This window comes from Paenibacillus aurantiacus (genome assembly GCF_042431225.1).
GTDB classification, from domain to species: Bacteria; Bacillota; Bacilli; order Paenibacillales; family Paenibacillaceae; genus Paenibacillus_Z; species Paenibacillus_Z aurantiacus.
Genome location: NZ_JBHMDO010000017.1, coordinates 111,211 through 136,019, shown reverse-complemented (window position 1 = coordinate 136,019; position 24,809 = coordinate 111,211). Strand labels below are relative to the sequence as shown.

Genomic DNA, 24,809 nt, shown 5'->3' with positions numbered 1-24,809 from the left:
GCGGACAACGACCCGACGGTCAGACACACGATACAACCTCAAATAAAGGAGACTCGAATAATGAAGAAAAGAAGCATGTGGCTGTGCCTCTTCGCCATGATCATCAGCCAAGTGTTCCCGCTGCTGCAGCCGACGACGTCGCTCGCGGCGGGGGGCACGAACCTTGCGCTCGGCAAAACCGTGACGGCCAGCGGCTACGCGGACGTCTATAACGCCAATAACGTCAAGGACGGCAACCAGGGCACGTATTGGGAGAGCGTCAACAACGCCTTCCCGCAATGGGTTCAAGTCGATCTTGGCGCATCGGCCAGCATCGATCAAGTGGTGCTGAAGCTCCCTGCCGGCTGGGAGACGCGGACGCAGACGCTGAGCGTCCAAGGCAGCACGAACGGCTCGACGTTCACCAATATCGTCGGTTCGGCGAACTACGTCTTCAATCCGTCGGTCGCCGGCAACGCGGTGACGGTCAATTTCACGGCGGTGAGCACGCGGTATGTACGCCTGAATTTCACGGCGAACACGGCATGGCCGGCGGCCCAGCTCTCCGAGTTCGAGATCTACGGCGCTGGCGGCACGACGCCGCCCGTCGATCCGCCGCAGGGCACGAACGTTGCGGTAGGCAAGGCAATCTCGGCTTCCGGCAGCACGGGGACGTTCGTCGCGGCGAATGCCAACGATAACAACACGACGACTTATTGGGAAGGCGCCGGCAATCCAAGCCAGCTTACGCTGGATCTCGGCTCCAATCACAGCATCACGTCGGTCGTGCTGAAGCTGAACCCGGATTCGGTCTGGGGGCCGCGCAGCCAGACGATCCAGGTGCTCGGCCATAATCAGGACACGACGACGTTCACCAGCCTCGTCGCGTCCAAGTCTTACGCCTTCGATCCGGCGACCGGTAACACGGTCACGATTCCGGTGACGGCGACGGTCAAGCGTCTGCAGCTGAACTTCACCGGCAACACGGGCGCGCCGGCCGGTCAAGTGGCCGAGTTCCAAGTGTACGGCGCAGCGGCGGCGAATCCGGACCTCACCGTCGCGAACGTGACCTGGGCGCCGGCATCCCCGTCCGAGAGCAGCGCGATTACGCTGAGCGCGGATGTGAAGAACAACGGCACGGCTGGCGCGGCGGCGACAACCGTGAACTTCTACCTGAACAATACGCTTGCGGGCTCGGCGCAGGTCGGCGCGCTCGCTGCCGGCACTACGACGACCGTATCGGCGAACGTTGGCGCCAAGCCGGCAGGCACGTATACGGTCGTGGCCAAAGTCGACGAGAATAACGCGGTCGTCGAGCAGAACGAATCGAACAACAGCTTCACGAATTCGTCCTCGCTCGTCGTCGGCGCCACGCCAAGCTCCGATTTGGTCGCGACGACCTCTTGGACCCCGGCAACTCCGGTGGCTGGCAACGCGGTCGCCTTCAACGTCAATCTGAAGAACGAAGGCACGGTCGCGGCAGCGAGCGGCGCGCACGGCATCACGGTCGTGCTCAAGAACGGCGCGGGCACGACGCTCCAGACGCTCACCGGCTCGTACAGCGGCGCGCTCGCGGCAGGCGCATCGGTTAATGTCGCGATTCCGGGCACGTGGACGGCGGCGAACGGCAGCTACTCGGTGACGACGACGGTTGCCGTCGACGCCAACGAGATCGCGGCGAAGCAAGCGAACAATACGAGCAGCTCCACGCTCACGGTCTATTCCGCGCGAGGCGCGAGCATGCCTTATTTCCGATACGATACCGACGACGCGACGCGCGGCGGGGCGGCCGCCTTGAAGACGGCGCCGACGTTCGATCAGTCGCAGATTGCATCCGAGGCATCCGGCCAGCGCTATATCGCGCTGCCCTCGAACGGTTCTTACGCGCAGTGGACGGTTCGTCCCGGCCAAGGCGGGGCGGGCGTGACGATGCGCTTCACGCTGCCGGACTCGGCGGACGGCATGGGCCTCACCGGCGCGCTGGACGTTTACGTCAATGGCACGAAGGCGAAGACGATCTCGCTGTCTTCTTACTACAGCTGGCAGTATTTCTCCGGCGACATGCCGGGCGATACGTCAGGCTCGGGCCGTCCGTTGTTCCGCTTTGATGAGGTACACTGGAAACTGGACGCGCCGCTTCAACCTGGCGATACGATCCGCATTCAGAAGAACAACGGGGACAGCCTGGAATACGGCGTCGACTTCATCGAGATCGAGCCAGTCCCAACGGCCATCGCCAAGCCTGCCGGCGCGGTGTCCGTGACGGATCACGGCGCAATCGCGAACGATGGGCAAGACGATCTGCCGGCTTTTAAAGCGGCGGTTAACGCGGCGGTCGCCGGCGGCAAGACGCTCTATATCCCGGCGGGCACGTTCAACCTGGGCGGCATGTGGGAGATCGGCTCCGTCAGCAATAAGATCAACAACCTGACCGTGACGGGCGCCGGCATCTGGCATACGAACATTCAGTTCACGAATCCGAACGCGGCAGGGGGCGGCATCTCGCTGCGCATCACGGGCAAGCTGGATTTCAGCAACATTTACATGAACTCCAACCTGCGTTCCCGTTATGGTCAACAGGCGATCTACAAAGGCTTCATGGATAACTTCGGCACGAACTCGGTCATTCACGACGTCTGGGTCGAACACTTCGAGTGCGGCTTCTGGGTCGGGGATTACGCGCATACGCCTGCTATTTACGCAACCGGTCTTGTCATTGAGAACAGCCGGATTCGCAACAACCTGGCCGACGGCGTCAACTTCGCCCAAGGCACGAGCAACTCGACGGTTCGCAACAGCAACCTGCGGAATAACGGCGACGACGCGCTGGCCGTCTGGACCAGCAACACGAACGGCGCGCCGGCTGGCGTGAACAACACCTTCTCCTACAACACGATCGAGAACAACTGGCGCGCGGGCGGCATTGCCTTCTTCGGCGGCGGCGGCCACAAGGCGGACCATAACTACATCATCGACTGCGTAGGCGGGTCCGGCATCCGGATGAACACCGTGTTCCCAGGCTACCACTTCCAGAATAATACGGGCATCACGTTCTCCGACACGACGATCATCGCCTGCGGCACGAGCCAGGATCTATATAACGGCGAGCGCGGCGCGATCGATTTGGAAGCGTCCAACGACGCGATCAAGAACGTCACGTTCACGAACATCGATCTGATCAACACGCAGCGCGACGGGGTGCAATTCGGCTACGGCGGCGGCTTCCAGAACATCGTGTTCAACAATATCACGATCGACGGCACGGGGCTCGACGGCGTGACGACCTCCCGGTTCTCGGGACCGCATAAAGGCGCGGCCATCTACACGTATACCGGCAACGGCTCCGCCACGTTCAATAATCTGGTGACGCGCAATATCGCGTACCCGACGCTGTATTACATTCAAAGCGGATTTAATTTGACGATCCAATAGCAGATGGCTTAACGGTCAGCGAGAGAGGCGTTCTTCGGAACGTCTCTTTTGCTTGTTCACCGACAGGGCTCGCGTGAACCCGCTTCTCGCGCGAATCATGGCACGCACCGCTATGCGTCCGCCGACACGGAATGGAAGATGTCCCATATGCTAAAGTACCTACCACTGGAGGAAGGGGTGATCGCTTGGGCAAAAGGGCGGAGGGGACCGGTGTCTCGATTATCGTCTGCACGAATCGGCCGCAATTTTTCAATAACCTGATTCGCAATTTCCTGTCCCAGCGCTATCGAAACAAAGAATTGATCATCATTCTGAACAAGGACAGCATGGATCTCGCTCATTACCGGAGCCGGGCGAGCGTCTATGCCGACATTCGCGTGTACCAGGTGCCCGAGCGCATCTCGCTGGGCCAAGCGTTGAACTGCGGCATTACGAAGGCGAAATTCCCCCTCATCGCAAAGTTCGATGACGACGATTACTACTCCCCTTTCTACTTGACGGAGCAAGTGAAGGCGCTGGCGCGGACGAACAGCGACATCGTCGGCAAACATTCGTGTCTGGTGCACTTGTCGGCTAGCGGCAAACTGCTCATCCGTTCGCCAAGGGAGCGAGACAAGCGCACCGTATACGTACAGGGCGGAACGATTCTGTTCAAGCGGCGCGTTCTCGAGAAGGTGAGGTTTCCCGACAAGTCGGTAGGCGAGGATACCACCTTCCTCTATCAATGCCGCAAGAGAGGCTTCCGGGCGTATGCGACGTCGCCGTTCAATTACGTCTACATGCGACGTGGAGACAAGAAGACGCATACGTGGCGGGCGAGCGACCAGTTCTATCTCGAGGGCAGCGTCGTGCTCGGCGTTACGCGGGATTACCGCAAGATTGCGAATCGCAAGGCGTAGGCATAGAAAGCCGTTCGAGCATGCTCGGGGGCTTTCTTTTTTGACTCGGCGAACTATCCAAGCCTGGACAAGCCTGCGTCGTGGCGACCGAACGCATGGAAGTGATGATGAACGGTGCAAATACCGATCAACGCGCTTTATTGAGCGTATCGTCGATCCGGTTTCAATTTTGATCCATCCGCGGACGTTTCCGTCAATCGCAACGCATGTTTTGCCCATACCCAAACGCTTCCATATCGTTCCATACTAATGGGGCCGGCCACTTGCAATGGGAAAGGGGGACCGTACCGCTCGCCAATGGCGTTCGGAGTTGCTGATCACAATATAAGGAGGAAGCTGATATGAAGGGAAGGTTGCTGCCATTGTTGGCCGCGATTTGTCTGGGATTCGGCGCGATGGTGCCTGCTGCCGGAGAGAAGGCGGCTCATGCCGCGGAGGAGGCGAGCGTCATGGCCGTCGGCGATGTGCCCCTTGGCGATGACGGGAGAAGCCGGCTTTATCCGGCGGATTGGTATCCGGGCTGGAAAGATGGGGAAGGACGGTTCGTGCACGATTTCTCTTATGCCGGCTACCATCGGGGAGAGAAGGCGCTGCCGACCGTCGATCCGGCGGCTGGGCTCGATGTGACGAAGGCGCCGTATAACGCCGATCCGAGCGGACAGACGGAAGCGACGGCCGCGATTCAGCGCGCGATCGACGAGGCGGCCGCACGCGGGGGCGGGGTCGTCTATTTGCCGGAAGGAACGTATCATCTACGTCCTCCGGAGGGGCAGGCGTACGCGCTGGGCATACGGACAAGCGGCGTTGTGTTGAAGGGAGCCGGCGTGGGCAAGACGTTCCTTTATAACGCGGCGACTTTCATGAAGCAGAAAGACATGATCCGCGTCGGCGGCGGCGATTGGGTCAAAACCGGGGTGAGCACGAAGCTTCGCCGCTCCGTCCTGGAGCCGTCGGCGCTCCTGCCGGTGGAGGACGCGGCGGGCTTCGCGGCCGGCGATTACGTGGTGGTCACGTTCGAGACGACGGCGGACTTGCTGGCGGAGCTGGGGATGCAGAATAAGTGGGCGTCGCGCCTGGGCAAGGTCGAGCCGATCTTCTACCGTCAGGTCGTCGCGGTCGATCCCGCCCATCGCACCATTACCGTCGATATTCCGACCCGGTATCCGCTGAAGACGCGGGATAACGTTACGATCACGAAGGCGCAGCCCCCGGTGTCCGAGGTGGGGCTCGAGGACTTCTCCATCGCGAACGCGCAAAATCCGAAGAGCGGCCTCGGCGAAGACGACTTCAAAGTCGAAGGGACGGCCGGCTACGAAACGGACAATGCGAAAGCGATCAACGTCATCGCTGCGGCCGACAGCTGGATTCGCAACGTGAGCACGTACAAGCCGGCGGGGAACGAGACGTACCACATTTTATCCAAAGGGATCATTCTCGACCGGACGAAGAACGTCACCGTCGATAACGTCTCCATGGCGTATCCGCAGTACCGCGGCGCGAACGGTAACGGATATTTGTACCAGTTCATCGGCAACGACAATCTCATCGCGCGCAGCAGGGCGGAGGGGGCGCGGCACAGCTTCACGTTCGCGAATTTCTCGGCCAATGGCAATGTCATGCACGACGTCTATTCCGAGAATTCGTCGCTGCTGACCGACTTCCATATGTACCTCAGCATGGCGAACCTCATCGACAACATGACGCTCAGCGGCGACGCCATCTCTGCAATTACGCGGGACTACGGTTCCTCGCCGACGAACCGGCACGGCGTCGTCACGACCGAGAGCGTGTTCTGGAACACGAACGGATTGGCGGCGCACAAGAGCAAGCCAGGTCTGATCGTGGAATCCGAGCAGTTCGGCAACGGCTACATCATCGGTACGAGAGGGCCCGTGAACGGGGTCAACACGCAGATCGCGGGTTCGATTCCGGAGGCGGACACAAAGCCGTTCGATATGACCGAGGGCGTCGGCGAAGGCGACCGGCTGTCGCCGGCGAGTCTGTTCGCCGATCAATTTGCGCGGAAGGCGCAGGGGCTGCGGCTAGGGCTGTCTTCGCTACTGGTGGACGGCGAGCCGGTGGATGGGATGCAGTTCCTGAAGACGTCGTATGCGGTGACGCTCCCCTATGGGACGAAGACGGCGCCGGTGATCGCGGCGTCGCCGCTTGCCGTGGGAGCTTCCGTTCAGATCGAGCAGCCGGCAGGGCCCGGCGGCACGGGCACGATTCGCGTGACGAACGGCAGCGCGACGCAGGTGTATACGGTCGCGTTCGTGGTCGCCGCCAATCCCGTGCTGCCGAAGAGTTTGTCCGTCTCGCCGGACCGGTCGGAGCGGAGCTGGCGAGCGGCCAGCGACGCGATCAGCGCTGGGAACGAGGGTAAGCTGCAGGCGCGGATCACGTTGCACAACGGGGACATCGTCGATCCGGCGCAGTCGGGCGTTCACGTGAAATTCGAGGTCGACGACAAGCGGCTTGGCGGCATCGGGCATGGCGACGTCTTCAAGGCGAAGCGGACGGGAACGGCGACGATTACGGCGACCGCGAAGATGAACGGCGTTACAGTGAGCGGGAAATTGACCGTGCAGGTCGTGGAGCCGATGCCGGAGCCGGAAGGGAAGCTGGCGGCCATTCGCGGCGTCTCGGCAAGCGCGGACGACGGCAACGTGCCGGCGAACGCCATTGACCGGGACCCGGCGTCCAGATGGTCGGCGGAGGGCGATGGGCAGTTCCTGCTGCTCGAGCTCGAGAAGACGCGGGCGATCGGGGGCGTCAGCCTGTTGTTCTATAACGGCCATCAGCGATCCAGCACGTTCGACGTGGAAGTGTCGGAGGACGGCGTGCATTACGTGAAGGCGCTGGTTGGCGCGGCGAGCGGCAAGCCGAATCCGAACGCGGCGGAGCGGTTCGACTTCGCCGCGCCGGTGAAGGCGAAGTACATCAAGTTCGTCGGCTACGGCAACGAGCTGAACGGGTGGAACAGCATCGTGGAGATCTGGGCGCACGAGGCGAAGTAGGAGGGAGGGGGTGGCGGAATGCCGGGGCTAAGTTGGCCTCGGCATTTTTGTTATGTTCGGGAGAGGAGGCGGTTGGGCGATTGTCGGAGCCCGCAGCGTCCGGTCGAGCCGCAATAGTGACGTCCAGCTCGCTATTGGAGCACGTTGCGGCCGGTCGAGGCGCAATAGTGATGCTCAGCTCACTATCGGAGCCTGCAGCGGCCGATCGAGGCGCAATAGTGATGCTCGGCTCACTATTGGAGTCCGCAGCGTCCGGCCGAGGCGCAATAGTGATGCTCAGCTCACTATCGGAGCACGTTGCGTCCGGTCGAGGCGCAATAGTGACGCCCGGCTCACTATTGGAGTCCGCAGCGTCCGGTCGAGGTGCAATAGTGATGCTCAGCTCACTATTGGAGCACGTTGCGTCCGGTCGAGGTGCAATAGTGATGCTCAGCTCACTATTGGAGCCCGCAGCGTCCGGTCGATGCGCAATAGTGATGCTCAGCTCACTATCGGAGCCTGCAGCGTCCGGCCGAGGCGCAATAGTGATGCTCAGCTCACTATTGGAGCCCGCAGCGTCCGGTCGAGGCGCAATAGTGATGCTCAGCTCACTATCGGAGCCTGCAGCGTCCAGTCGATGCGCAATAGTGATGCTCAGCTCACTATCGGAGCACGTTGCGTCCGGTCGATCCGCAATAGTGACGCCCAGCTCACTATTGGAGTCCGCAGCGTCCGGCCGAGGCGCAATAGTGATGCTCAGCTCACTATCGGAGTCCGCAGCGTCCAGTCGAGCCGCAATAGTGGCGTCCAGCTCACTATCGGAGCCCGCAGCGTCCGGTCGAGCCGCAATAGTGACGTCCAGCTCGCTATTGGAGCACGTTGCGTCCGGTCGAGCCGCAATAGTGATGCTCGGCTCACTATTGGAGCCCGCGGCGTCCGGTCGAGGCGCAATAGTGACGTCCAGCTCACTATCGGAGCCTGCAGCGTCCAGTCGAGCCGCAATAGTGGCGTCCAGCCCCACTATACGGCCCGCTTTTCTCCTCCCGATCAATCCGATTGTCGATTTCGTCACTTCCCGTCGCGCGAAATCGGCATGTCATTGGCGTTTTTGCGCATATCGGAAGCGCGGCCGGAGCCGTTAGTCTGAAGGCGTGGGGAATGGCTCACGACAGACTATAACGGAGAGGGTTGAATACAGATGAAACACGTGCTGAAAACCGGCGTCCTCCTCATGATGGCCGGCTCGCTGCTCGCGGCGTGCTCGAACGGCGGGAACGGCGGCAACAACGGCGGCGCAAACGGCAGCGATAATACCAACAAGCCCGCGAACGACGCATCCGCAGTTCATAATCAGACGGCGCCTGAAGCGACGAAGTATCCGATCCAGACCGACAAGACGCTCACCTATTGGGGCGAAATCAGCGCCAACCTGATCGGCCTCAAAGCCACGCACGACGAAGTCCCGTTCTTCCAGGATTGGCAGAAGAAGACGGGCGTGAAGCTCAGCTTCACCGCGCCGCCGACCGGGCAGGCGAAGGAAGCGCTGAACGTGCTGCTCGCCTCGGGCGACCTGCCGGACATGCTGGAATTCAACTTCCTCTCGTTCCCGGGCGGGCCGGAGAAGGCAATCGGCGACGGCTACATTATCAAGTTGAACGACCTGATCGATAAGTATGCGCCGAACCTGAAGAAGTTCTTGCAGGACAACCCCGACATCGACAAGATGGTCAAGACCGACAGCGGCAGCTACTACGCCTTCCCGTTCATCCGGGGGGACGAATATTTGCGCGTCTTCCAAGGGCCCATCCTCCGCAAAGACTGGCTCGACGAGCTCGGTCTGCCGGTGCCGGAGACGATCGACGACTGGACGACGATGCTGCGGGCGTTCAAGGAGAAGAAAGGCGCCGCCGCTCCGCTATCCTTCGCCAGCAAGCCGCGATTCTTCAACGAGTCCGGCAATGGGGCGTTCATCGGCGCGTTCGGCGTCAACCGCGGTTTCTATCAAGAGGACGGCAAGGTCAAGTTCGGTCCGGCCGAACCGGGCTTCAAGGAGTATCTACGCCTGTTCCAAGGCTGGTACAAGGAAGGGTTGATCGACAAAAACGCGGCCACGGTCGATACGAAGGCGCTCGACGGCAGCATCGCTTCCGGCGCAACCGGCGCCACGATCGGCAATGCGGGCGCGGGCATCGGCAAGTGGCAGCCGCTAGTGGCGGCGAACGATCCGAAGGCCGTGCTCATCGCCGCGCCGTATCCGGTGCTGAATAAGGGCGAGACGCCGAAGTTCGGCCAGCGCAACCAGGCGTATTCGTCCGAGGGCACGGTCGCCATCACGTCGACCGCGAAGGATCCCGAACTGGCGGTGCGCATGCTGGACTACGGCTACAGCGAGGAAGGGCGGCTGTTCTTCAACTTCGGCACCGAGGGCGTCAGCTACAACATGGTAGATGGCTACCCGACGTATACGGATATGATTCTGAAAAATCCGGACAACCTCGCCCCTGCGCAAATGATCTCGACGTACGCGCGCGGCAGCTACAACGGCCCGTTCATCCAGGACAAACGATACGCTGAGCAGTTCTTCGCCTTGCAGACGCAGCGCGACGCCATCAACGTCTGGGCGAAGACGGACGCGGCGAAATACCAGCTGCCGCCGATTACCCCGACGCCGGAGGAAAGCTCCGAGTATGCGGCCATCATGAACGACATCGACACGCTAGTAGACGAGATGACGCTCAAAATCATCCTCGGCACCGAGCCGGTCGACGCCTACGAGAGCTACCTGGAGAAGATGAAGTCGCTCAACCTGGCGCGCGCCATCGAAATCCAGACCGCGGCGCTCGAGCGGTACAACAGCCGGTAAGGCAGCGGAAGGAGCGGCGGACAGGCAGTAAGCAGCCCGGTCCGCCGCCCTCCTTGATACGAAACGAGGTGAACACTAGTCCATGGCAAATCCGCATTCGTTCAAGCGCCGCTTCGTCCGGGATTTCCTGCTGAACAAGTATTTGTATCTCATGATGCTCCCGGTCATCGCCTATTACATCATATTCCACTACGTGCCGATGTACGGGGCGGTCATCGCGTTCAAGAACTACTCGCCGATGAAAGGCATTCTCGGCAGCGACTGGGTCGGGCTGAAGCACTTCGCCGATTTCTTCAACAGCTACTACTTCTGGCGCATTCTCAAGAACACGCTGCTCATCAGTCTGTACTCGCTGCTGTTCGAATTCCCGGCGCCGATCATCCTCGCGCTGCTCATCAACGAGGTGCGTAACCGGACATTCAAGCGCACCGTGCAGACGATCACGTACATGCCCTATTTCATCTCGCTCGTCGTCATTTGCGGCATCATTACGGATTTTACGAACGCCGACGGCCTGATCAACCAAATCTTCGTCTGGCTCGGCTACGACGGGCAGGCGATGCTGCAGAAGCCGGGGTTATTCCGGCCGATCTATATTCTCTCGGAAATTTGGCAGCGAATCGGCTGGGAATCGATCATTTACATCGCCGCGCTGATGAGCATCGATCAGGAGCAATACGAGGCGGCGCGGATGGACGGGGCGAGCCGGCTCAAGCAAATAATCTATATCACGCTGCCGGGTATCATGCCTACGATCTCGATCATGCTTATTTTGCGGATGGGCAACCTGCTGAACGTCGGCTTCGAGAAAATCATCCTGCTCTACAATCCGATCACCTACGAGACGGCCGACGTTATCTCCTCTTTCGTCTACCGCAAGGGGCTGCTCGAGTTCGGCTGGAGCTATAGCTCCGCGGTCGGCCTGTTCAATTCCGTAATCAATCTTATGCTGCTCGTCACCGCGAACGCCATCAGCCGACGGGTGAGCAAAAGCAGTCTATGGTAGGGGTGAAATGATGCATACGCAATCAGGTTTCTTTGATCGCGCCTTCGACGTCGTCATTTATACGCTGCTCACGCTGCTCGTCGTGGCGACGCTGTATCCGCTGCTCTACGTGCTGTTCGCCTCGTTCAGCGACGCCGGGCAGCTCATCGTGAACAAAGGCATCCTCTGGAAGCCGCTCGGCTTCAGCTTGGAGGCGTACAAGAGCGTGCTCGCGAACCCGGGCATCGCTAATGGCTACCGCAACACGCTGTTCATCCTGGTCGCCGGCGTGCTCGTCAACCTGTTCATGACGTCGCTTGGCGCATACGTGCTGTCCCGCAAGAACGTCATGTGGAACAACGTCTTCATGTTTTTCATCGTGTTCACGATGTTCTTCGGCGGCGGTCTCATCCCGCTGTATCTCGTCGTGAAGGGCGTCGGCCTGCTCGACTCGCTCTGGTCGACGATCATCCCGTTCGCCGTCAGCACGTTCAACCTGATCATTATGCGCACCGCGTTCATGGGCATCCCGGACAGTCTGGAGGAATCGGCCAAAATCGACGGGGCGAACCATTTCACCATTTTGTTCCGCATCATCATCCCGCTGTCGATGCCGGTCATCGCCGTCATGATTCTCTATTACGCGGTGGACAAGTGGAACGGCTGGTTCTACGCGTCGATCTTCATCAAGAGCCGGGAGCTGTTCCCGCTGCAGCTCGTGCTGCGCGAAATTCTGATCGCCAACTCGACCGACGGCATGGCGGCGGGCGCGGGCGCGACCGCGAGCGACCGATTCCAGATCGGCGAGACGATCAAATACGCGACGATCATGGTTGCCACCGTGCCGATACTGTGCGTCTACCCGTTCGTGCAGCGCTTCTTCGTGAAGGGCGTCATGGTCGGCTCGCTGAAAGGGTAAGCAGGTCACATGGCAAGATGCCCGGCGGGGTTTTCGGCACGTTGCTGAGAAGTCCTCCACGTCGCTCCCCATACGCTCCAGCCCCAGCCCGATCGGCCGCCCCAAGCGGCTCCCTCGGGCTTGCTGTGTTCGCAAAAAGGGAATGGTTTCCGGAAAAAGTGGAGATTTGATCAATCGATTTGCGACTTTTAGCCATTCCGGGAGCGAGACGCAACCCGTTATAATGAAGGTCTCACGCGCTAACGGCCGTCCATCGTCCGAGGCTGGACATGTCGAGGCGCGTCAATGACCGACGACCAACTTTTCGCAATCGGGAGGAATGAGCGCTTGCCGACAATCCGATCGTTATGGCACAAACGAAAAAGCATCGTCGTCGCCTGGCTGCTATCGTACAGCGCGGTGCTGTTCGTCCCGATCCTCATCAGCCTCGTCATTTACGGCCAGGCGAGCGGCGCCCTCAAGAGCGAAATTCACCGCGCCAACGATTCCTTGCTCAAACAGATGCGGTACACGATCGACAACCAGATGGATCTGATGAAGCGGCTGAGCATGGAGATGACGTGGAACGAGAAGGTGCGTCAGCTCATGTATACGAATATGCCGGCGAAGGAGATGCCCTTCGGCGCTTACGAGGTCGCCAAGGCGCTGCGATTCTACAAGACGTCGTACGCGACGATCGACGAATTTTACGTCGTGTGGAATGAAGGCGCTTCCGTACTGCGGCCGGGCAGTATCCGGGACATGCGGACCGCCTTCCGGACGGTGCACGCTACCGGGGCGATGACGTTCGAGCAATGGTCGCAGGCGGTCGGCCAGCGCGGCGGAAGCCGCTTCGCCGTGCTCCCTCATCTATACGCGAAGCCCGCGCAGTCCTCGATCGCCTATATTGCGCCGCTGCCGAACGATTTAAGCGGACGAGGAACCGGGACGGTCGTCGTCATGGCGGATGCCGCGCGATTCCTCGGCGCGATCGAGAGCATCTCGGGCTTTAGCGGCGGACTGCTGCTGATCTTGAACGAAGATAATAACATCCTGCTCCAGAGCCGTCCGGACGCGCCCGAGCTGGCGACGTTCATGGACGGCAGCCAGGTGAAACTTGCTTCGCCGCGAACGGGAGAGTCCGAGCTGTTCTACATCGAATCGGATGTGTCGGACTTGAAATACGCGCTTATTCTGCCGACCGCCCTCTATTGGGAGAAAGCCGAGTATGTCCGCCGGTTCACCTATGTCAGCATGCTGATCAGCGTCATCGGAGCAGGCATTCTGACCTGGTTCTTCATGCGCCGCAACTATTCCCCGATCCAGGAGCTGATCCGCTTGCTAGGCGGGCGCAGCGCCGGTCCGGAGCGGGAAGACGGCAACGAGCTGCGGATGATCCAGCGCGCGATTGTGCACGCAAGAAGCGAGAAGGACGAGATCGCCAGTCAGCTGCAGAAGCATCAGCATGCGCTGCGTTCCAACATGATCAACCGGCTGCTCAAGGGCCGGCCGGACACGCCGGTGCCGTACGAGGAGGCGTTCCGATCCTTCCGCATGACGGTGCTGTCGGACGATTACGCGGTGCTGTTGTTCGTGCTCGAGAACGAGGCGGAGCTGGACGCGAAGCTGCCGGGCATCGACGTCAGCGAGCGGAGAAGGCTCATCCCGTTCATTATCGCCAACGTCGTCGAGGAGCTGGCCGGACGGTTCGGCCACGCGGGCTATATGGCGGAGGCGGACGAAATGCTGGTCTGCCTCGTCAATCTCCGTCCGGACGCTGTTGATGCTAGCGCGGATCTGAGCAGCATCGCGGCCGAAGCGCAGAGCTTCCTGCGGCGGTACGAGATGGAGCTGACGATCTCGCTCGGTGGCGTTCACAGCGGACTTGCGGGCATCGCGGAGGCTTATCGGGAGGCGGTCGACGCGATGGAGTACAAGATGGTGCTCGGCAAGAAAGGCATCATCGCCTACGAGAATATCCGGGTGAGCCCTGCGGGCGGCGGGCAGACGGGCTACTATTATCCGCTCGCGGTCGAGCAGCAGCTCATCAATTTCATCAAGGTCGGCGATTTGGGCCAAGCTTCCGCCTACATGGACGAGATTACGAGCCGCAACTTCGGTCAGCCGTACCTGTCGCTGACGCTGGCCCGCTGTCTGTTGTTCAATCTTGTCGGCACGATGGTCAAGGCGGTCAACGAGCTGGGCGAAGCCGGAGGCGGGCCGCTGGCGGACGATCCGCGCTGGATGGATCGGATTCTCGCGTGCGATACGATCCAGGAGATGCGCGAGGAGCTCCAAGCGCTGCTGCAAGATGTATGCGCTTTCGCGGAGGCGAAGCGCGCGGCTAACGTATCGCAAGAGCGGGACGACACGCTGCGCGATCTGACGGCGCAAGTGGTTTGCTATATCGAGAATAATTACACGGACGCGAATCTGAACGTGAATGGCATCGGGGACGTGTTCGATTTGAAGGGCAGCTACCTCTCGCGGCTGTTCAAGAACCAGACCGGCGAAGGGCTGCTCGACTATATTCACAAAACCCGGATCGCCAAGGCGAAGGCGATGATCCGCGCCAAGCGGGAGTCGATTACCGAAATTTCGCGCATGGTCGGCTACAACGACGCCGCGACGTTCATCCGGGTGTTCAAGAAATACGAGGGCGTCACGCCGGGCAAATACAAGGAGATCTACTAGGGAAGGAGCCGATCTGCTATGCGAGGAAGGAGAAGCAAGGGCGCGCTTGGCGCGTGGCCGCTGACGGCGCGGCTGCTGGCGGCATGTCTACTGCTTGCTCTGCTTGCGTCATGCGCCGGCGGGGCGGCGCCCAGCACGGGTGACGTCGCGGACGGCGGCGAGAGAGGCGCCGCGCTGACGTATTGGGCGGAGATGAACGGCAACGCGGCCGGTATCCGGTCCGACTTTCGGGACGTGCCGTTCTTCCAGGAGTGGCAGAAGCAGACCGGCGCTGCGATCACGTTCCTCCGCCCGCCCGGCAACCAATCGAAGGAAGCGATCAACGTGCTGCTCGCCTCGGGCCAGCTGCCGGACATGATCGAATACGAGTGGATCAACTTCCCCGGCGGTCCGGAGAAGGCGCTTCGGGACGGACATATTATGCGGCTGAACGATCTGATCGAGCGTTACGCGCCGAATCTGCGCCGCTATTTGGCCGAGCATCCCGACATCGACAAGCAGATTCGGACGGCGGACGGCAGCTACTACGCGTTCCCGTTCGTGCAGCGCGACGAACGTCTTCGCACCTATCAAGGGCCGATCATCCGCAAAGACTGGCTCGACGAGCTGGGATTGCCGGTGCCGGAGACGATCGACGAATGGCACGAGACGCTGAAGGCGTTCAAGAAGCGTAAGGGCGTAGAAGCGCCGCTGACCTTCCTTGGCGTGCCGAACCCGCTGAATGGCATCGAGAACGGCGGCTTCGTTGGCGCGTTCGGCGTCAAGAAAGGGTTCTACGTCGATGAAGGCAAGGTGAAATACGGGCCGCTCGAACCAGGGTACCAAGACTTCCTCGCACTCTTCCGGGACTGGTACGCCGAAGGGCTGATCGATCGCAATATCGCGGCCGTCGATTCCGTGACGCAGGACGTCAGCATGCAGACGGGGCGCAGCGGGGCGAGTATCTGGAACGCTGGCGCGGGCATCGGCACCTGGCTGCCGGCGCTGCGGCAGCTTGAGCCGGACGCGAAGCTGGCGGCCGCTCCGTATCCCGTACTGCGCAAGGGGGAGCGGCCGAAATTCGGCCAGCGCGCGCCTTCCGTCGGCGCAAGCGGCGGTGTCGCGATCGCGGCGACGAGCAAGAACGCCGAGGCGTCCGTCCGTCTGCTCGATTACGGATACGGACCGGAGGGACACATGCTGTTCAATTTCGGCACCGAAGGACTGACGTACGAGATGAAGGACGGATACCCGGCCTATACGGATCTGATTCTGCGCAACCCCGATGGGCTGGCCCCGTCCCAGGCGCTGGCGATGTACACGCGAGCGAGTTATTTCGGCCCGTTCGTGCAAGACGTCCGGTACATGGAGCAATATTACGCGATGCCGGAGCAGCAGGAGGCGATCCAGGTGTGGGCGGACACCGGGGCGGCGGAGCATACCCTTCCCCAGGCGCCGAAGACGGAGAAGGAGAGCGCGGAGCTGGCGGAGATCATGCAGGAGGCGTCTACGCTTGTGGACGAGTTCTCGCTGAAGGTTATTCTCGGCATCGAGCCGCTCGCGCGGTTCGACGCATTCGCGCAGGAACTGCGCGCGCTGAACATCGGGCGGGCGATCGAGATTCACCAGCAGGCGCTGGATCGTTATAAGCAGCCGGATTAAGCGGGCAAGCAGGAAATCGAGGCAGGCTGGCCGAAAAGGTACAAAAAAGGTTGCCTGCCTATGCGCAGGCGCCGCTCAAATTACGAAGAAGGGGGCTCTCGCATGGCGGAGGTCGCTTTTTATCGCGACGAGGCGCTGCCTTTCCTGGAGGCCAAGCGCTGCACCCGCAGCGATCTGGCGTACCAGAAGCATTTTCACGAGGAGTATTCGGTTGGCTTGATCCACTTGGGCCGGACCCGCGCTTGGTGCGACGGGGCTGTTCACCAAGTTGAGCAGGGGCGAGTCATCAGTTTTCCACCGCTTATGCTGCATGCCTGCCAGCCCGAGTCGGATACGGACTGGTCGTACAGTATGCTGTTTATTCGCACAGAATGGCTGAAGCTGCTGGAGGGCGGCGAGGCGAAGCGGCTCGACATGCCGTACTTGCCGGGCGACGGGAAGAACGAAGCGTGCGCGGCGTTGATCCGGGCCGTGACGGACGCCTTGGCCGAAGGCGTCACTCCGCTGGCGGCCGAGACGGCGCTAGCCGAGCTTGTTCAGACGCTTGCCGGACCCGGCGGCGACGATCGCGGCCATGCCCGCCGCCTGCTCGGTGAACGCAAGCACGCGAAGCGGGTGAGAGACTACTTGCAGGCCCATTACTTGGACCGTGTCACGCTGGAGCAGCTGGAGCAGGCGACAGGTGTTAGCCGGTTTCACTTGATTCGGCTATTCAAGCGGGAGAGTCATCTGCCGCCGCACGCGTATCAGAATTTGCTGCGGATCAACCACGCCAAGGCGGAGCTTGCGAAGCGGCGTCCGATCGCGGACATCGCGGTCGAGGCGGGCTATCATGACCAAAGCCACTTCTCCCGGGCGTTCGCCCGGATCGTCGGCGCTACGCCCGGGAAATACGCGGGCTCCCGTTAGAGCGCAATTTTATACAATACGCCGCAATCCCTCTTCCTGTACCTTGAATGGTATTGAGGCAGAGGAGGGGTTGCTATGATTCAGATAATCGATTGGGAACGTCAAGCAACGGAAGCGTTGAAGTCTATTGCGCGAAGGCAGGATCTGAAGGCGCATGTCGAGCGAACGCCAGCGTTGAACGGGCTGCTGCGGCGCGCAGCCGCGCGTTACGTCGCGGGCGCCACCCGCGAGGAAGGTATCGAAGCCGCACGAAGGCTGCTTGCCAAAGGGTATGCCGTCTCGCTCGAATATATCGGCGAGAACACGACGGATGCCGCGGAGTGCGAAGCGGCCGCGGGGGAGATGGCAGCGCTCGTCGGGGAATTGGGCGAGCTCGGCATTACTGCGCGCGTCTCGTTCGACCTGTCGCATATCGGCTTGGCGGCGGACGACGGATTGGCGTATGAGCAGCTGCTTCGGTTAACCAGGCACGCGCGGGAGTTGGGGATCGAGCCTTTCGTCAGCATGGAGGAGTCCGCCAAGACAGGCCGTATTCTGGACGTGTATAAGCGCGCGGCGATCTCGGATTCGGGCATCGGTATTACGCTGCAGGCCCACTTGAACCGGACGCCGGGCGACTTGGCGGGATTGGAAGGGATAGGCGGACCCATTCGCATCGTCAAAGGCGCCTATCAGGAGCCGGCTGAAGTTGCGATCGGCCGCTCGGAGGCGTTGAACGAGCGGTACTTGCAGCTTGTCGAGGCCGCGCTTGCCCAGGGGCGTCGCGTATCGGTCGCCACGCACGACGAAGCGCTCATTGAGGCGGTCATTGCGCGAGGGTGGGCAAGTCATGGCGTCGAGTTCGAGCTGCTGTACGGCATTCGCCCCGATCTGGCCGGGAAGCTGAAGGCATCCGGTTACCCGGTCCGCGTCTATGTCACGTACGGCGAGGAGTGGTATTTGTACCTGTGTCACCGCATCGCGGAGTTCCCGCCGAACTTGTACCGCGCGTTGGCGGATGTCGTTGGAGAAGCTGCTGTCGACTCGGTGTCGGCGTATGATTGAATGTCCAACGCTGAGGGAGTGTCGGCCATGTTCGAACCGGGCGCTTACCGCGGAAATCTTGTTCCCGACCCGAGTCAGGATAAGAAAAGTGGACGGTTCATTTGACGCATGAGAGCAAGAAGAGTATGATAGTTCGATGACAATCAAACTATTCAAAGCCGACGACGAAAGACGGGTCAAGGTATTCAAAGCGCTGGCGGAAACCAAACGCATCGAGATGATTCGATTTCTCCGTCAACATGATCGGGACACGACTTGCGGCGAGCTGGGCGACGTGATGGGCATGGATAAATCCAACGTCTCGTATCATCTCAAAATATTATACGAAGCGGATTTAATTCGCCTCAGCCGAAGCGGACAGAACAAATACTCTTATTTGCGGGAGGATACGTTCGAGACCTTCCTGCCGGGGTTCCTGGACAGCCTATAGCTGACCGGAGCCCTTTCTTATCGCTTAATAGTTTGAATGTTTTATAACTATCTAAATTGACAACGAGGAGCTGCATTCATCATGACGCAACCATTGACGAGCAAACAAATTCTGCTGGCGAGCCGCCCGGTCGGGCTGCCGACGGACGCGAACTTCGCGTTCCGGGAGGTGCCGGTCGCCGAGCCGGGTGAAGGACAAATCGTCGTGCGTTCCATTTACTTGTCGGTCGATCCTTATATGCGGGGACGAATGAGCGACGCCAAATCGTACATCGCGCCGTACGGCCTGCACGAGGTCATCGTCGGCGGCGTGGTCGGCGAAGTCGTCGCTTCCAAGGCGGATGGGCTTAAGGCGGGCGATCACGTGCTCGGCATGCTCGGCTGGCAGACGTATAACGTCGCGGATGCTTCCGCCGTGCGCAAGATCGACGGTTCGATCGCGCCGTTGTCCGCTTACTTGAGCGTGCTAGGCTTGACCGGCCTGACTGCGTATTTCGGCCTGCTCGACATCGGGCAGCCGAAGGCCGGGGAGACGGTCGTCGTCTCCGGCGCCGCCGGCGCGGTCGGCATGATGGTCGGCCAGATCGCGAAGATTCATGGCGCGCGCGTCGTCGGCATTGCGGGCACGGACGAGAAAACGGCGCTGCTGACGGATAAGCTCGGGTTCGACGCGGCGATTAACTACAAGACGGTATCGGATTTGCAGGCCGCGCTTGCGGAAGCATGTCCAAACGGGGTTGATGTGTACTTCGACAACGTCGGCGGCGCCATCTCGGACGCGGTCATGACGCTGCTGAACGACCACGCGCGCATTCCGGTATGCGGCGCCATCTCCTCGTATAATAGCACTGACGGAGACTTGGGGCCACGCGTGCAGACGAAGCTGATTAAGACGAGATCGCTGATGAAAGGATTCGTGCTCAGCGATTACGCTGCCCGCATGCGGGAAGGCGCGGCTGATCTGGCGAAATGGCTGGCCGCCGGCCAGTTGAAGTACGAGGAGACGGTCATCGAAGGTCTCGAGAACGTGCCGAGGGCATTCCTTGGCTTGTTCAAAGGCGATAACGTCGGCAAGCAGCTGGTGAAGATCGGGGAATAACGAAGGGGGAGGCAGCCGCCGATAGCAGCGGAGGCCTCCTTTTCGCATACGACCGTCGGCTTGCGCATCCCGGTTCAGCGCGCATTTCACATAACCGTCAGAGCATGCCTGTCTTCTTGGCCTGCCGTTCGTGTAGAATGGTCTGTAACGAAACGATTTTCGAAAGTCAGGAGAATGCGCATGTTTATCATAATCGGACTTGTCGCGATGCTGCTCTATGGCGGGCTGGTCTATTATATTGGATGGCGAGGGTATCGATGGATGCGCCCTGGCGCGTCGACGCGCCGATTCAAGCTGCTGTACGGCGCCGTTGTCGCGCTGGCCGCGAGCTCGCTTATCGTGGGACGGATTTCGGAGGCGCGCATATTGGGGATTATCGGCGCTTATTGGATGGCGGTGTTCTATTTGCTGCTCCTGCTCGTGCCTCTTGCGCATTTGACCGTCATCGTGCTGCGGTTAACCCGGCTGCCAAGGCGGGGGACGCAGGTGTGGGCCGGCTTTATCACGCTGACGCTAATGCTGGCCTTGCTGGGTTATGGTTCCTTCAACGCCTACAGTCCCGTCGTTCGGACGTACGATATTCGGATGGAGAGAGGGGCTTCAACGCTTGCGAAGCTGCATATCGCGATGGCGGCGGATACGCATTTCGGCTTGCTGTCGGGGAAGGATCACGCGCGGCGGCTGGTGGAAGAGATGAACGCGCTCGAACCGGACCTCGTTCTGCTTCCCGGGGACATGTTCGACGACGATATCCAGCCGTTCATCGATCAGAAGATCGGCGACGTGCTGGCCGGCTTGAAAGCGCCTTATGGCGTGTACGCCACGCTCGGCAACCACGACAAGCACGACGGCACGATGGAGGAGCTGATCGGGACGCTCGAGGCTAGCGGCATTCGCGTTCTCTATGACGAGACCGCGGTCGTCGAAGGACAGCTCACGCTGGTCGGGCGCAAAGACCGCAGCGACCATGAGCGCAAGCCGCTAGCGGAATTGATGGAGGGCGTCGACAAGACGAAGCCTGTCATCCTGCTCGAGCATCAGCCCTATGAGCTGGATATTGCCCAGCAGACGGGTGTCGGGCTCATGGTGTCCGGGCATACGCACCGCGGGCAGGTGTTCCCGGGCAATCTGATCACGGACGCGATCTACGAGAACGATTGGGGCTATGTGAAGAAGGAGCAGCTGCAATCCATCGTCACGAGCGGCTTCGGCTTCTGGGGTCCGCCGATCCGGATCGGCACGCGTTCGGAAGTTGTCAACATTCGGGTGCAATTCGAATAAGGAGGAAGAGCCGTTCTTGGCTGCCGTAGCGGCGCCGGGAGCGGTTTTTTTGTCGTTTTCATCGTCTTGCGGCTCATTTGCCCGGGAGGTGTCACAATCGGCATCACGTTTTACTGTCGAAAAAAGGAAAAATCGTTCAAACTGCGAATATATGGAAGATAACCAAAAAGAGAAAAAAAGCGCATGCCGTCGCAACCGCTCCCGTTTGTAACCAAACCTGCATGGTTCTGTATAGATGCCCGTCTATCGTTCAGTTATAATTGGTACTATTGGTAGTATGTCCTTCCTAGCAAGGAGATTCGGCTTAAATCGATAGACCCGCTTTACTTTACGCGATGGGCGGATAGGATGGACCGGAATGATAGACAAGAGTGGAGAGGCATTGCATTGATTGACAATATATCGTCTTATACCCGTTTATTCTCGTTCGGCGCCGGGAATGCCGTCGGCCTATGCTTGACCAAGGCGGGACCGTGGCCGGAGGCCGAAATGCCGCTGTCGTGTTTGCACCCGGAGGAGCGGCGCTATTGGGAGCAGTTGAAGGTCGAGAAGCGGAAAATGTCCTACGTGCTCGGCAGGCATGCCGCCAAGCAGGCCGCATGCAGCATAGCTCCGGATATTCCGACGGCGGACATTCTTATTCGGCCCGGTCTGTTCGGGCAGCCGGTGCTCATTCATCCGGAATTGGCGAATAGGCAGGTCACTATCTCGCATACGGAACGGCTCGCGGCATGCCTTGCTTTCCCCGAGTCCGTCCCGGCCGGCATCGATATCGAGGAACTGCTGACCGAGGAGCGGGCGGGGCTTGCGCAATCGTACTTTGTACCCGGGGAGCTCGAGCTGGCGATGAAGGCAGGGCTATCCTTCCGGGAAGCCGCTACGCTGCTTTGGACGGCGAAGGAGTCGCTTTCCAAATGTTTGCGCACCGGCTTGACCACGCCGCTGTCGGTCTATGAGATCGGTCGCGCGGACGTCACCGGGCGCTGGGTTGTCAGCAGTTTCGCGAAATTTCCTCAATACCGCGCATTCTCGTGGCTGTTCAAGGGGGCGGTGTTGTCGATCGTGCTGCCCAGTATCTATTCGCACGAACCGCCGGATCTGTATAGGCTGCTGGAGCCCGGCTGGATGGAATAAGGTTGGTTGATAAGCAAGGAGTCCGGCCATTAAAGCGTCATAAGGGAGAGGAGTACAATGCTCGTATATTTGTTTCCCGGGCAAGGCTCGCAGCATAAAGGGATGGGCGGCGAGCTGTTCGGGCGATTCAAGGCGCTGACCGAAGAGGCCGACGCGATATTGGGCTATTCGATCGAGGAACTGTGCCTGCGCGATCCGCGCGGGCTGTTGGCGAATACGGCTTATACGCAGCCCGCGTTGTACGTCGTGAATGCATTGACTTACCTGAGCAGGCTCGAATCCGCGGAGCGCCAGCCCGCTTATGCCGCGGGACACAGCCTAGGCGAGTATTCGGCTCTGTTCGCGGCGGGCGCGTTCGATTTCGGCACAGGATTGCGGCTCGTCCAGCGTCGCGGCGCGCTGATGGCGGCGGCGCCCGAGGGCGCTATGGCTGCCGTGATTGGTCTGTCGGCCGAAAGCATCCACGACCTGCTGGACCGCGGCGGGCTGGATGGCATCGACATTGCGAATTACAATTCTCCGACTCAGACCGTCATATCAGGACCGAAGGCCGATATCGCCCGTGCTCAGTCCTTGTTCGAGACAGCCGGGGCGAGCTTGTACATCCCGTTGAACGTGAGCGGGCCTTTCCATTCCCGGTACATGCGGGAGGCGCGGGAGAGCTTCGAGCAATTCATGAGGCCGTTTGCCTTCCGCAAGCCGTCGATCACGGTCATCTCGAATGTGGAGGCGCGGCCTTACCAGGAGGATCGGCTGAAGGCGGGACTTGCCGATCAGATGACGAGTCCGGTCCGATGGACGGATACCATCCGCTATTTGCTCGGGAAGGATGGCGAGGCGGACTTGGAAGAGATCGGGCCCGGGAATGTGCTGGCGAAGCTTGTCCGGGCGATCCGCGCGGAGTTCGATGCGGATCGGCTGCAGCAGGCGCAAGGCGTCCACGCAGAACACCCGGCATACGCGGCGAGATTGGAGACCGCCGCCGCCCGCGTCCTGGACGAGCGGGAGCCGGAAGTCCCATCAGGCACGGAGCAAGCGCCGGAATTGCGGGCCAGCGAGACTCAGCTTAAGCGCGAAGACTACCCAGGCGATAACTTCCCGCTCCGTATGGTGAACGAGCACGAGAATCAGCTGCTCGTCGCCCGCCCTCAAGAGGCGGATGCGTCCCTCATTACGGCACAATCGCTGGGGGATGCGGACTTCAAAGCGGACTACCGGTTGAAGTACGCCTACGTTGCTGGCGCCATGTACAAAGGCATCTCTTCCGTGCCGCTGGTCGTCAAGTGCGGCCGCGCCGGTTTGCTCGGCATTTTCGGCTCGGGAGGCCTTCGCTTGGATGAGATTGATCAGGCGATCGCGGAGATTCAAGCCGAGCTTGAGAGCGGCGAGCCCTACGGCATGAATTTGCTTCATCGGCCAGACGATCCCGCGCTGGAGGAGGCGCTCGTCCGGTTGTATGCGGATCGCGGGGTGGGCGTCGTCGAAGCGTCGTCGTACTTGACGGTCACCCGGGCCCTGGTTTGGTACAAAGCGAGAGGCTTGTATATGGATGAGAACGGACGCATAGCCGGAAGGCATAAGATCATGGTCAAGGTCACGAGACCCGAGGTAGCCGAAGCGTTCATGAGTCCGGCACCCGAACTGATCGTGCGGGATCTGCTGCGCGAAGGGCTTATCGCGGCAGAGGAAGCGCAATGGCTGCGGGGGCTCCCCGTAGCGGACGACGTGATCGCATTGTCGGACGCCGGCGGCCATACGGACCAAGGCGCGATGGCCGTCCTGCTGCCAGCGATTGCGCGCATGAGAGACGAGCTCGTGCGGCGGCACGGCTACGCCAAGCGTATTCGCGTCGGGGCGGGCGGCGGCATCGGCACGCCCGAAGCGGCTGCGGCCGCGTTCATGCTGGGCGCGGACTTCATCGCGACGGGCTCGATCAATCAGTGCACGGCGGAAGCCGGCACGAGCGATGCCGTCAAGGAGCTGCTGGCGCGCGCGCAGGTGCAGGATATGGCTTACGCGCCGTCGGCCGCGGGCTTCGAGATCGGCGCGAAGGTACAGGTCGCCGGACGTGGGACGTTCTTCCCGTATCGGGCGGATAAGCTGGCCAAGCTCTATGCGATGCATGAATCGCTCGACGCGCTGGACGAGCAGACCCGGGAAGCGATTCAGTCGAAATACTTGAGACAAAGCTTCGAGGAGGCGTACGAGGCCGCGAAGGCGGCAGCGACGCGCGAGGAGATCGGCAGAGCGGAACGCGACCCGAAGGCGAGGATGGCGCTCGTCTTCAAACGGTATTTGGACTTGTCCGCGGACAAAGCGCTCCAGGGCGATCCGGATTGGCGGACGGACTATCAAATTTTTTGCGGTCCCGCGCTCGGGGCGTTCAATCAATGGGCGAAAGGAACCGGGCTCGAAGGATGGAGAAGCCGGCATGCCGACGAGCTGGGGATGCTGCTCATGCGGGAAGCGGCGGCTTGGCTGAACCGCCGTTTCGAGGCGATGGCTGGCTATAGATAGAGAAGGAAT

At 60.7% G+C, this 24,809-nt stretch carries 16 protein-coding genes; all 16 read left to right on the top strand.

Annotated elements, in window-relative coordinates; translation table 11 throughout:
- Positions 1-96 precede the first annotated feature (96 nt).
- Positions 97-3,411: a discoidin domain-containing protein gene (locus tag ACFFSY_RS09400; RefSeq protein ID WP_377493672.1), complete on the top strand. Its 3,315-nt coding sequence runs from the start codon at positions 97-99 to the stop codon at positions 3,409-3,411.
- Between the two features lie 185 nt (positions 3,412-3,596).
- The gene (locus tag ACFFSY_RS09395) at positions 3,597-4,310 is read left to right on the top strand and encodes a glycosyltransferase family 2 protein (RefSeq protein ID WP_377493122.1); all 714 of its coding nucleotides are present in this window, start codon (positions 3,597-3,599) and stop codon (positions 4,308-4,310) included.
- A 341-nt stretch (positions 4,311-4,651) separates the two neighbouring features.
- Complete coding sequence (locus ACFFSY_RS09390; RefSeq protein WP_377493120.1) at positions 4,652-7,327, top strand: discoidin domain-containing protein; 2,676 nt, start codon at positions 4,652-4,654, stop codon at positions 7,325-7,327.
- Positions 7,328-8,504: 1,177 nt separating this feature from the next.
- Positions 8,505-10,169, top strand: a complete 1,665-nt coding sequence (locus tag ACFFSY_RS09385) for an extracellular solute-binding protein (protein ID WP_377493118.1) — start codon at positions 8,505-8,507, stop codon at positions 10,167-10,169.
- Positions 10,170-10,251: 82 nt separating this feature from the next.
- A complete protein-coding gene (locus tag ACFFSY_RS09380; protein ID WP_377493116.1) occupies positions 10,252-11,175 on the top strand; it encodes an ABC transporter permease in 924 nt (307 codons plus the stop codon).
- 10 nt (positions 11,176-11,185) lie between these two features.
- Positions 11,186-12,073 carry a carbohydrate ABC transporter permease gene (locus ACFFSY_RS09375; RefSeq protein WP_377493114.1) on the top strand — a complete coding sequence of 296 codons (888 nt, stop codon included), beginning with the start codon at positions 11,186-11,188 and terminating at the stop codon, positions 12,071-12,073.
- A gap of 327 nt (positions 12,074-12,400) precedes the next feature.
- Complete coding sequence (locus ACFFSY_RS09370; protein ID WP_377493112.1) at positions 12,401-14,746, top strand: helix-turn-helix domain-containing protein; 2,346 nt, start codon at positions 12,401-12,403, stop codon at positions 14,744-14,746.
- Positions 14,747-14,764: 18 nt separating this feature from the next.
- The gene (locus tag ACFFSY_RS09365) at positions 14,765-16,387 is read left to right on the top strand and encodes an extracellular solute-binding protein (protein ID WP_377493110.1); all 1,623 of its coding nucleotides are present in this window, start codon (positions 14,765-14,767) and stop codon (positions 16,385-16,387) included.
- A gap of 102 nt (positions 16,388-16,489) precedes the next feature.
- The gene (locus ACFFSY_RS09360; RefSeq protein ID WP_377493108.1) at positions 16,490-17,296 is read left to right on the top strand and encodes an AraC family transcriptional regulator; all 807 of its coding nucleotides are present in this window, start codon (positions 16,490-16,492) and stop codon (positions 17,294-17,296) included.
- A gap of 75 nt (positions 17,297-17,371) precedes the next feature.
- Complete coding sequence (locus ACFFSY_RS09355; protein ID WP_377493106.1) at positions 17,372-18,340, top strand: proline dehydrogenase family protein; 969 nt, start codon at positions 17,372-17,374, stop codon at positions 18,338-18,340.
- A gap of 136 nt (positions 18,341-18,476) precedes the next feature.
- Entirely contained in the window at positions 18,477-18,770 is a 294-nt protein-coding gene (locus ACFFSY_RS09350) for an ArsR/SmtB family transcription factor (protein WP_377493104.1), read from the top strand.
- 81 nt (positions 18,771-18,851) lie between these two features.
- Positions 18,852-19,868: an NADP-dependent oxidoreductase gene (locus ACFFSY_RS09345; protein ID WP_377493102.1), complete on the top strand. Its 1,017-nt coding sequence runs from the start codon at positions 18,852-18,854 to the stop codon at positions 19,866-19,868.
- A 180-nt stretch (positions 19,869-20,048) separates the two neighbouring features.
- Positions 20,049-21,149 (top strand): metallophosphoesterase, encoded by a 1,101-nt coding sequence (locus ACFFSY_RS09340; protein ID WP_377493100.1) that lies wholly within the window; start codon positions 20,049-20,051, stop codon positions 21,147-21,149.
- A gap of 16 nt (positions 21,150-21,165) precedes the next feature.
- Entirely contained in the window at positions 21,166-21,360 is a 195-nt protein-coding gene (locus ACFFSY_RS09335; protein WP_377493098.1) for a hypothetical protein, read from the top strand.
- Between the two features lie 176 nt (positions 21,361-21,536).
- Positions 21,537-22,283, top strand: coding sequence for a 4'-phosphopantetheinyl transferase family protein (locus tag ACFFSY_RS09330; protein ID WP_377493096.1), 747 nt, complete (start codon positions 21,537-21,539; stop codon positions 22,281-22,283).
- Between the two features lie 57 nt (positions 22,284-22,340).
- Positions 22,341-24,800, top strand: coding sequence for an ACP S-malonyltransferase (gene fabD / locus ACFFSY_RS09325; RefSeq protein ID WP_377493094.1), 2,460 nt, complete (start codon positions 22,341-22,343; stop codon positions 24,798-24,800).
- The last annotated feature ends 9 nt before the right edge of the window (positions 24,801-24,809 follow it).

Bases quoted from the DNA above. Each gene is read 5' to 3' on its own strand.
- ACFFSY_RS09400 (WP_377493672.1), top strand. From the start codon at position 97: ATGATCATCAGCCAAGTGTTCCCGCTGCTGCAGCCGACGACGTCGCTC.
- ACFFSY_RS09390 (WP_377493120.1), top strand. From the start codon at position 4,652: ATGAAGGGAAGGTTGCTGCCATTGTTGGCCGCGATTTGTCTGGGATTC.
- ACFFSY_RS09385 (WP_377493118.1), top strand. From the start codon at position 8,505: ATGAAACACGTGCTGAAAACCGGCGTCCTCCTCATGATGGCCGGCTCG.
- ACFFSY_RS09380 (WP_377493116.1), top strand. From the start codon at position 10,252: ATGGCAAATCCGCATTCGTTCAAGCGCCGCTTCGTCCGGGATTTCCTG.
- ACFFSY_RS09375 (WP_377493114.1), top strand. From the start codon at position 11,186: ATGCATACGCAATCAGGTTTCTTTGATCGCGCCTTCGACGTCGTCATT.
- ACFFSY_RS09365 (WP_377493110.1), top strand. From the start codon at position 14,765: ATGCGAGGAAGGAGAAGCAAGGGCGCGCTTGGCGCGTGGCCGCTGACG.
- ACFFSY_RS09360 (WP_377493108.1), top strand. From the start codon at position 16,490: ATGGCGGAGGTCGCTTTTTATCGCGACGAGGCGCTGCCTTTCCTGGAG.
- ACFFSY_RS09355 (WP_377493106.1), top strand. From the start codon at position 17,372: ATGATTCAGATAATCGATTGGGAACGTCAAGCAACGGAAGCGTTGAAG.
- ACFFSY_RS09350 (WP_377493104.1), top strand. From the start codon at position 18,477: ATGACAATCAAACTATTCAAAGCCGACGACGAAAGACGGGTCAAGGTA.
- ACFFSY_RS09345 (WP_377493102.1), top strand. From the start codon at position 18,852: ATGACGCAACCATTGACGAGCAAACAAATTCTGCTGGCGAGCCGCCCG.
- ACFFSY_RS09340 (WP_377493100.1), top strand. From the start codon at position 20,049: ATGTTTATCATAATCGGACTTGTCGCGATGCTGCTCTATGGCGGGCTG.
- fabD (WP_377493094.1), top strand. From the start codon at position 22,341: ATGCTCGTATATTTGTTTCCCGGGCAAGGCTCGCAGCATAAAGGGATG.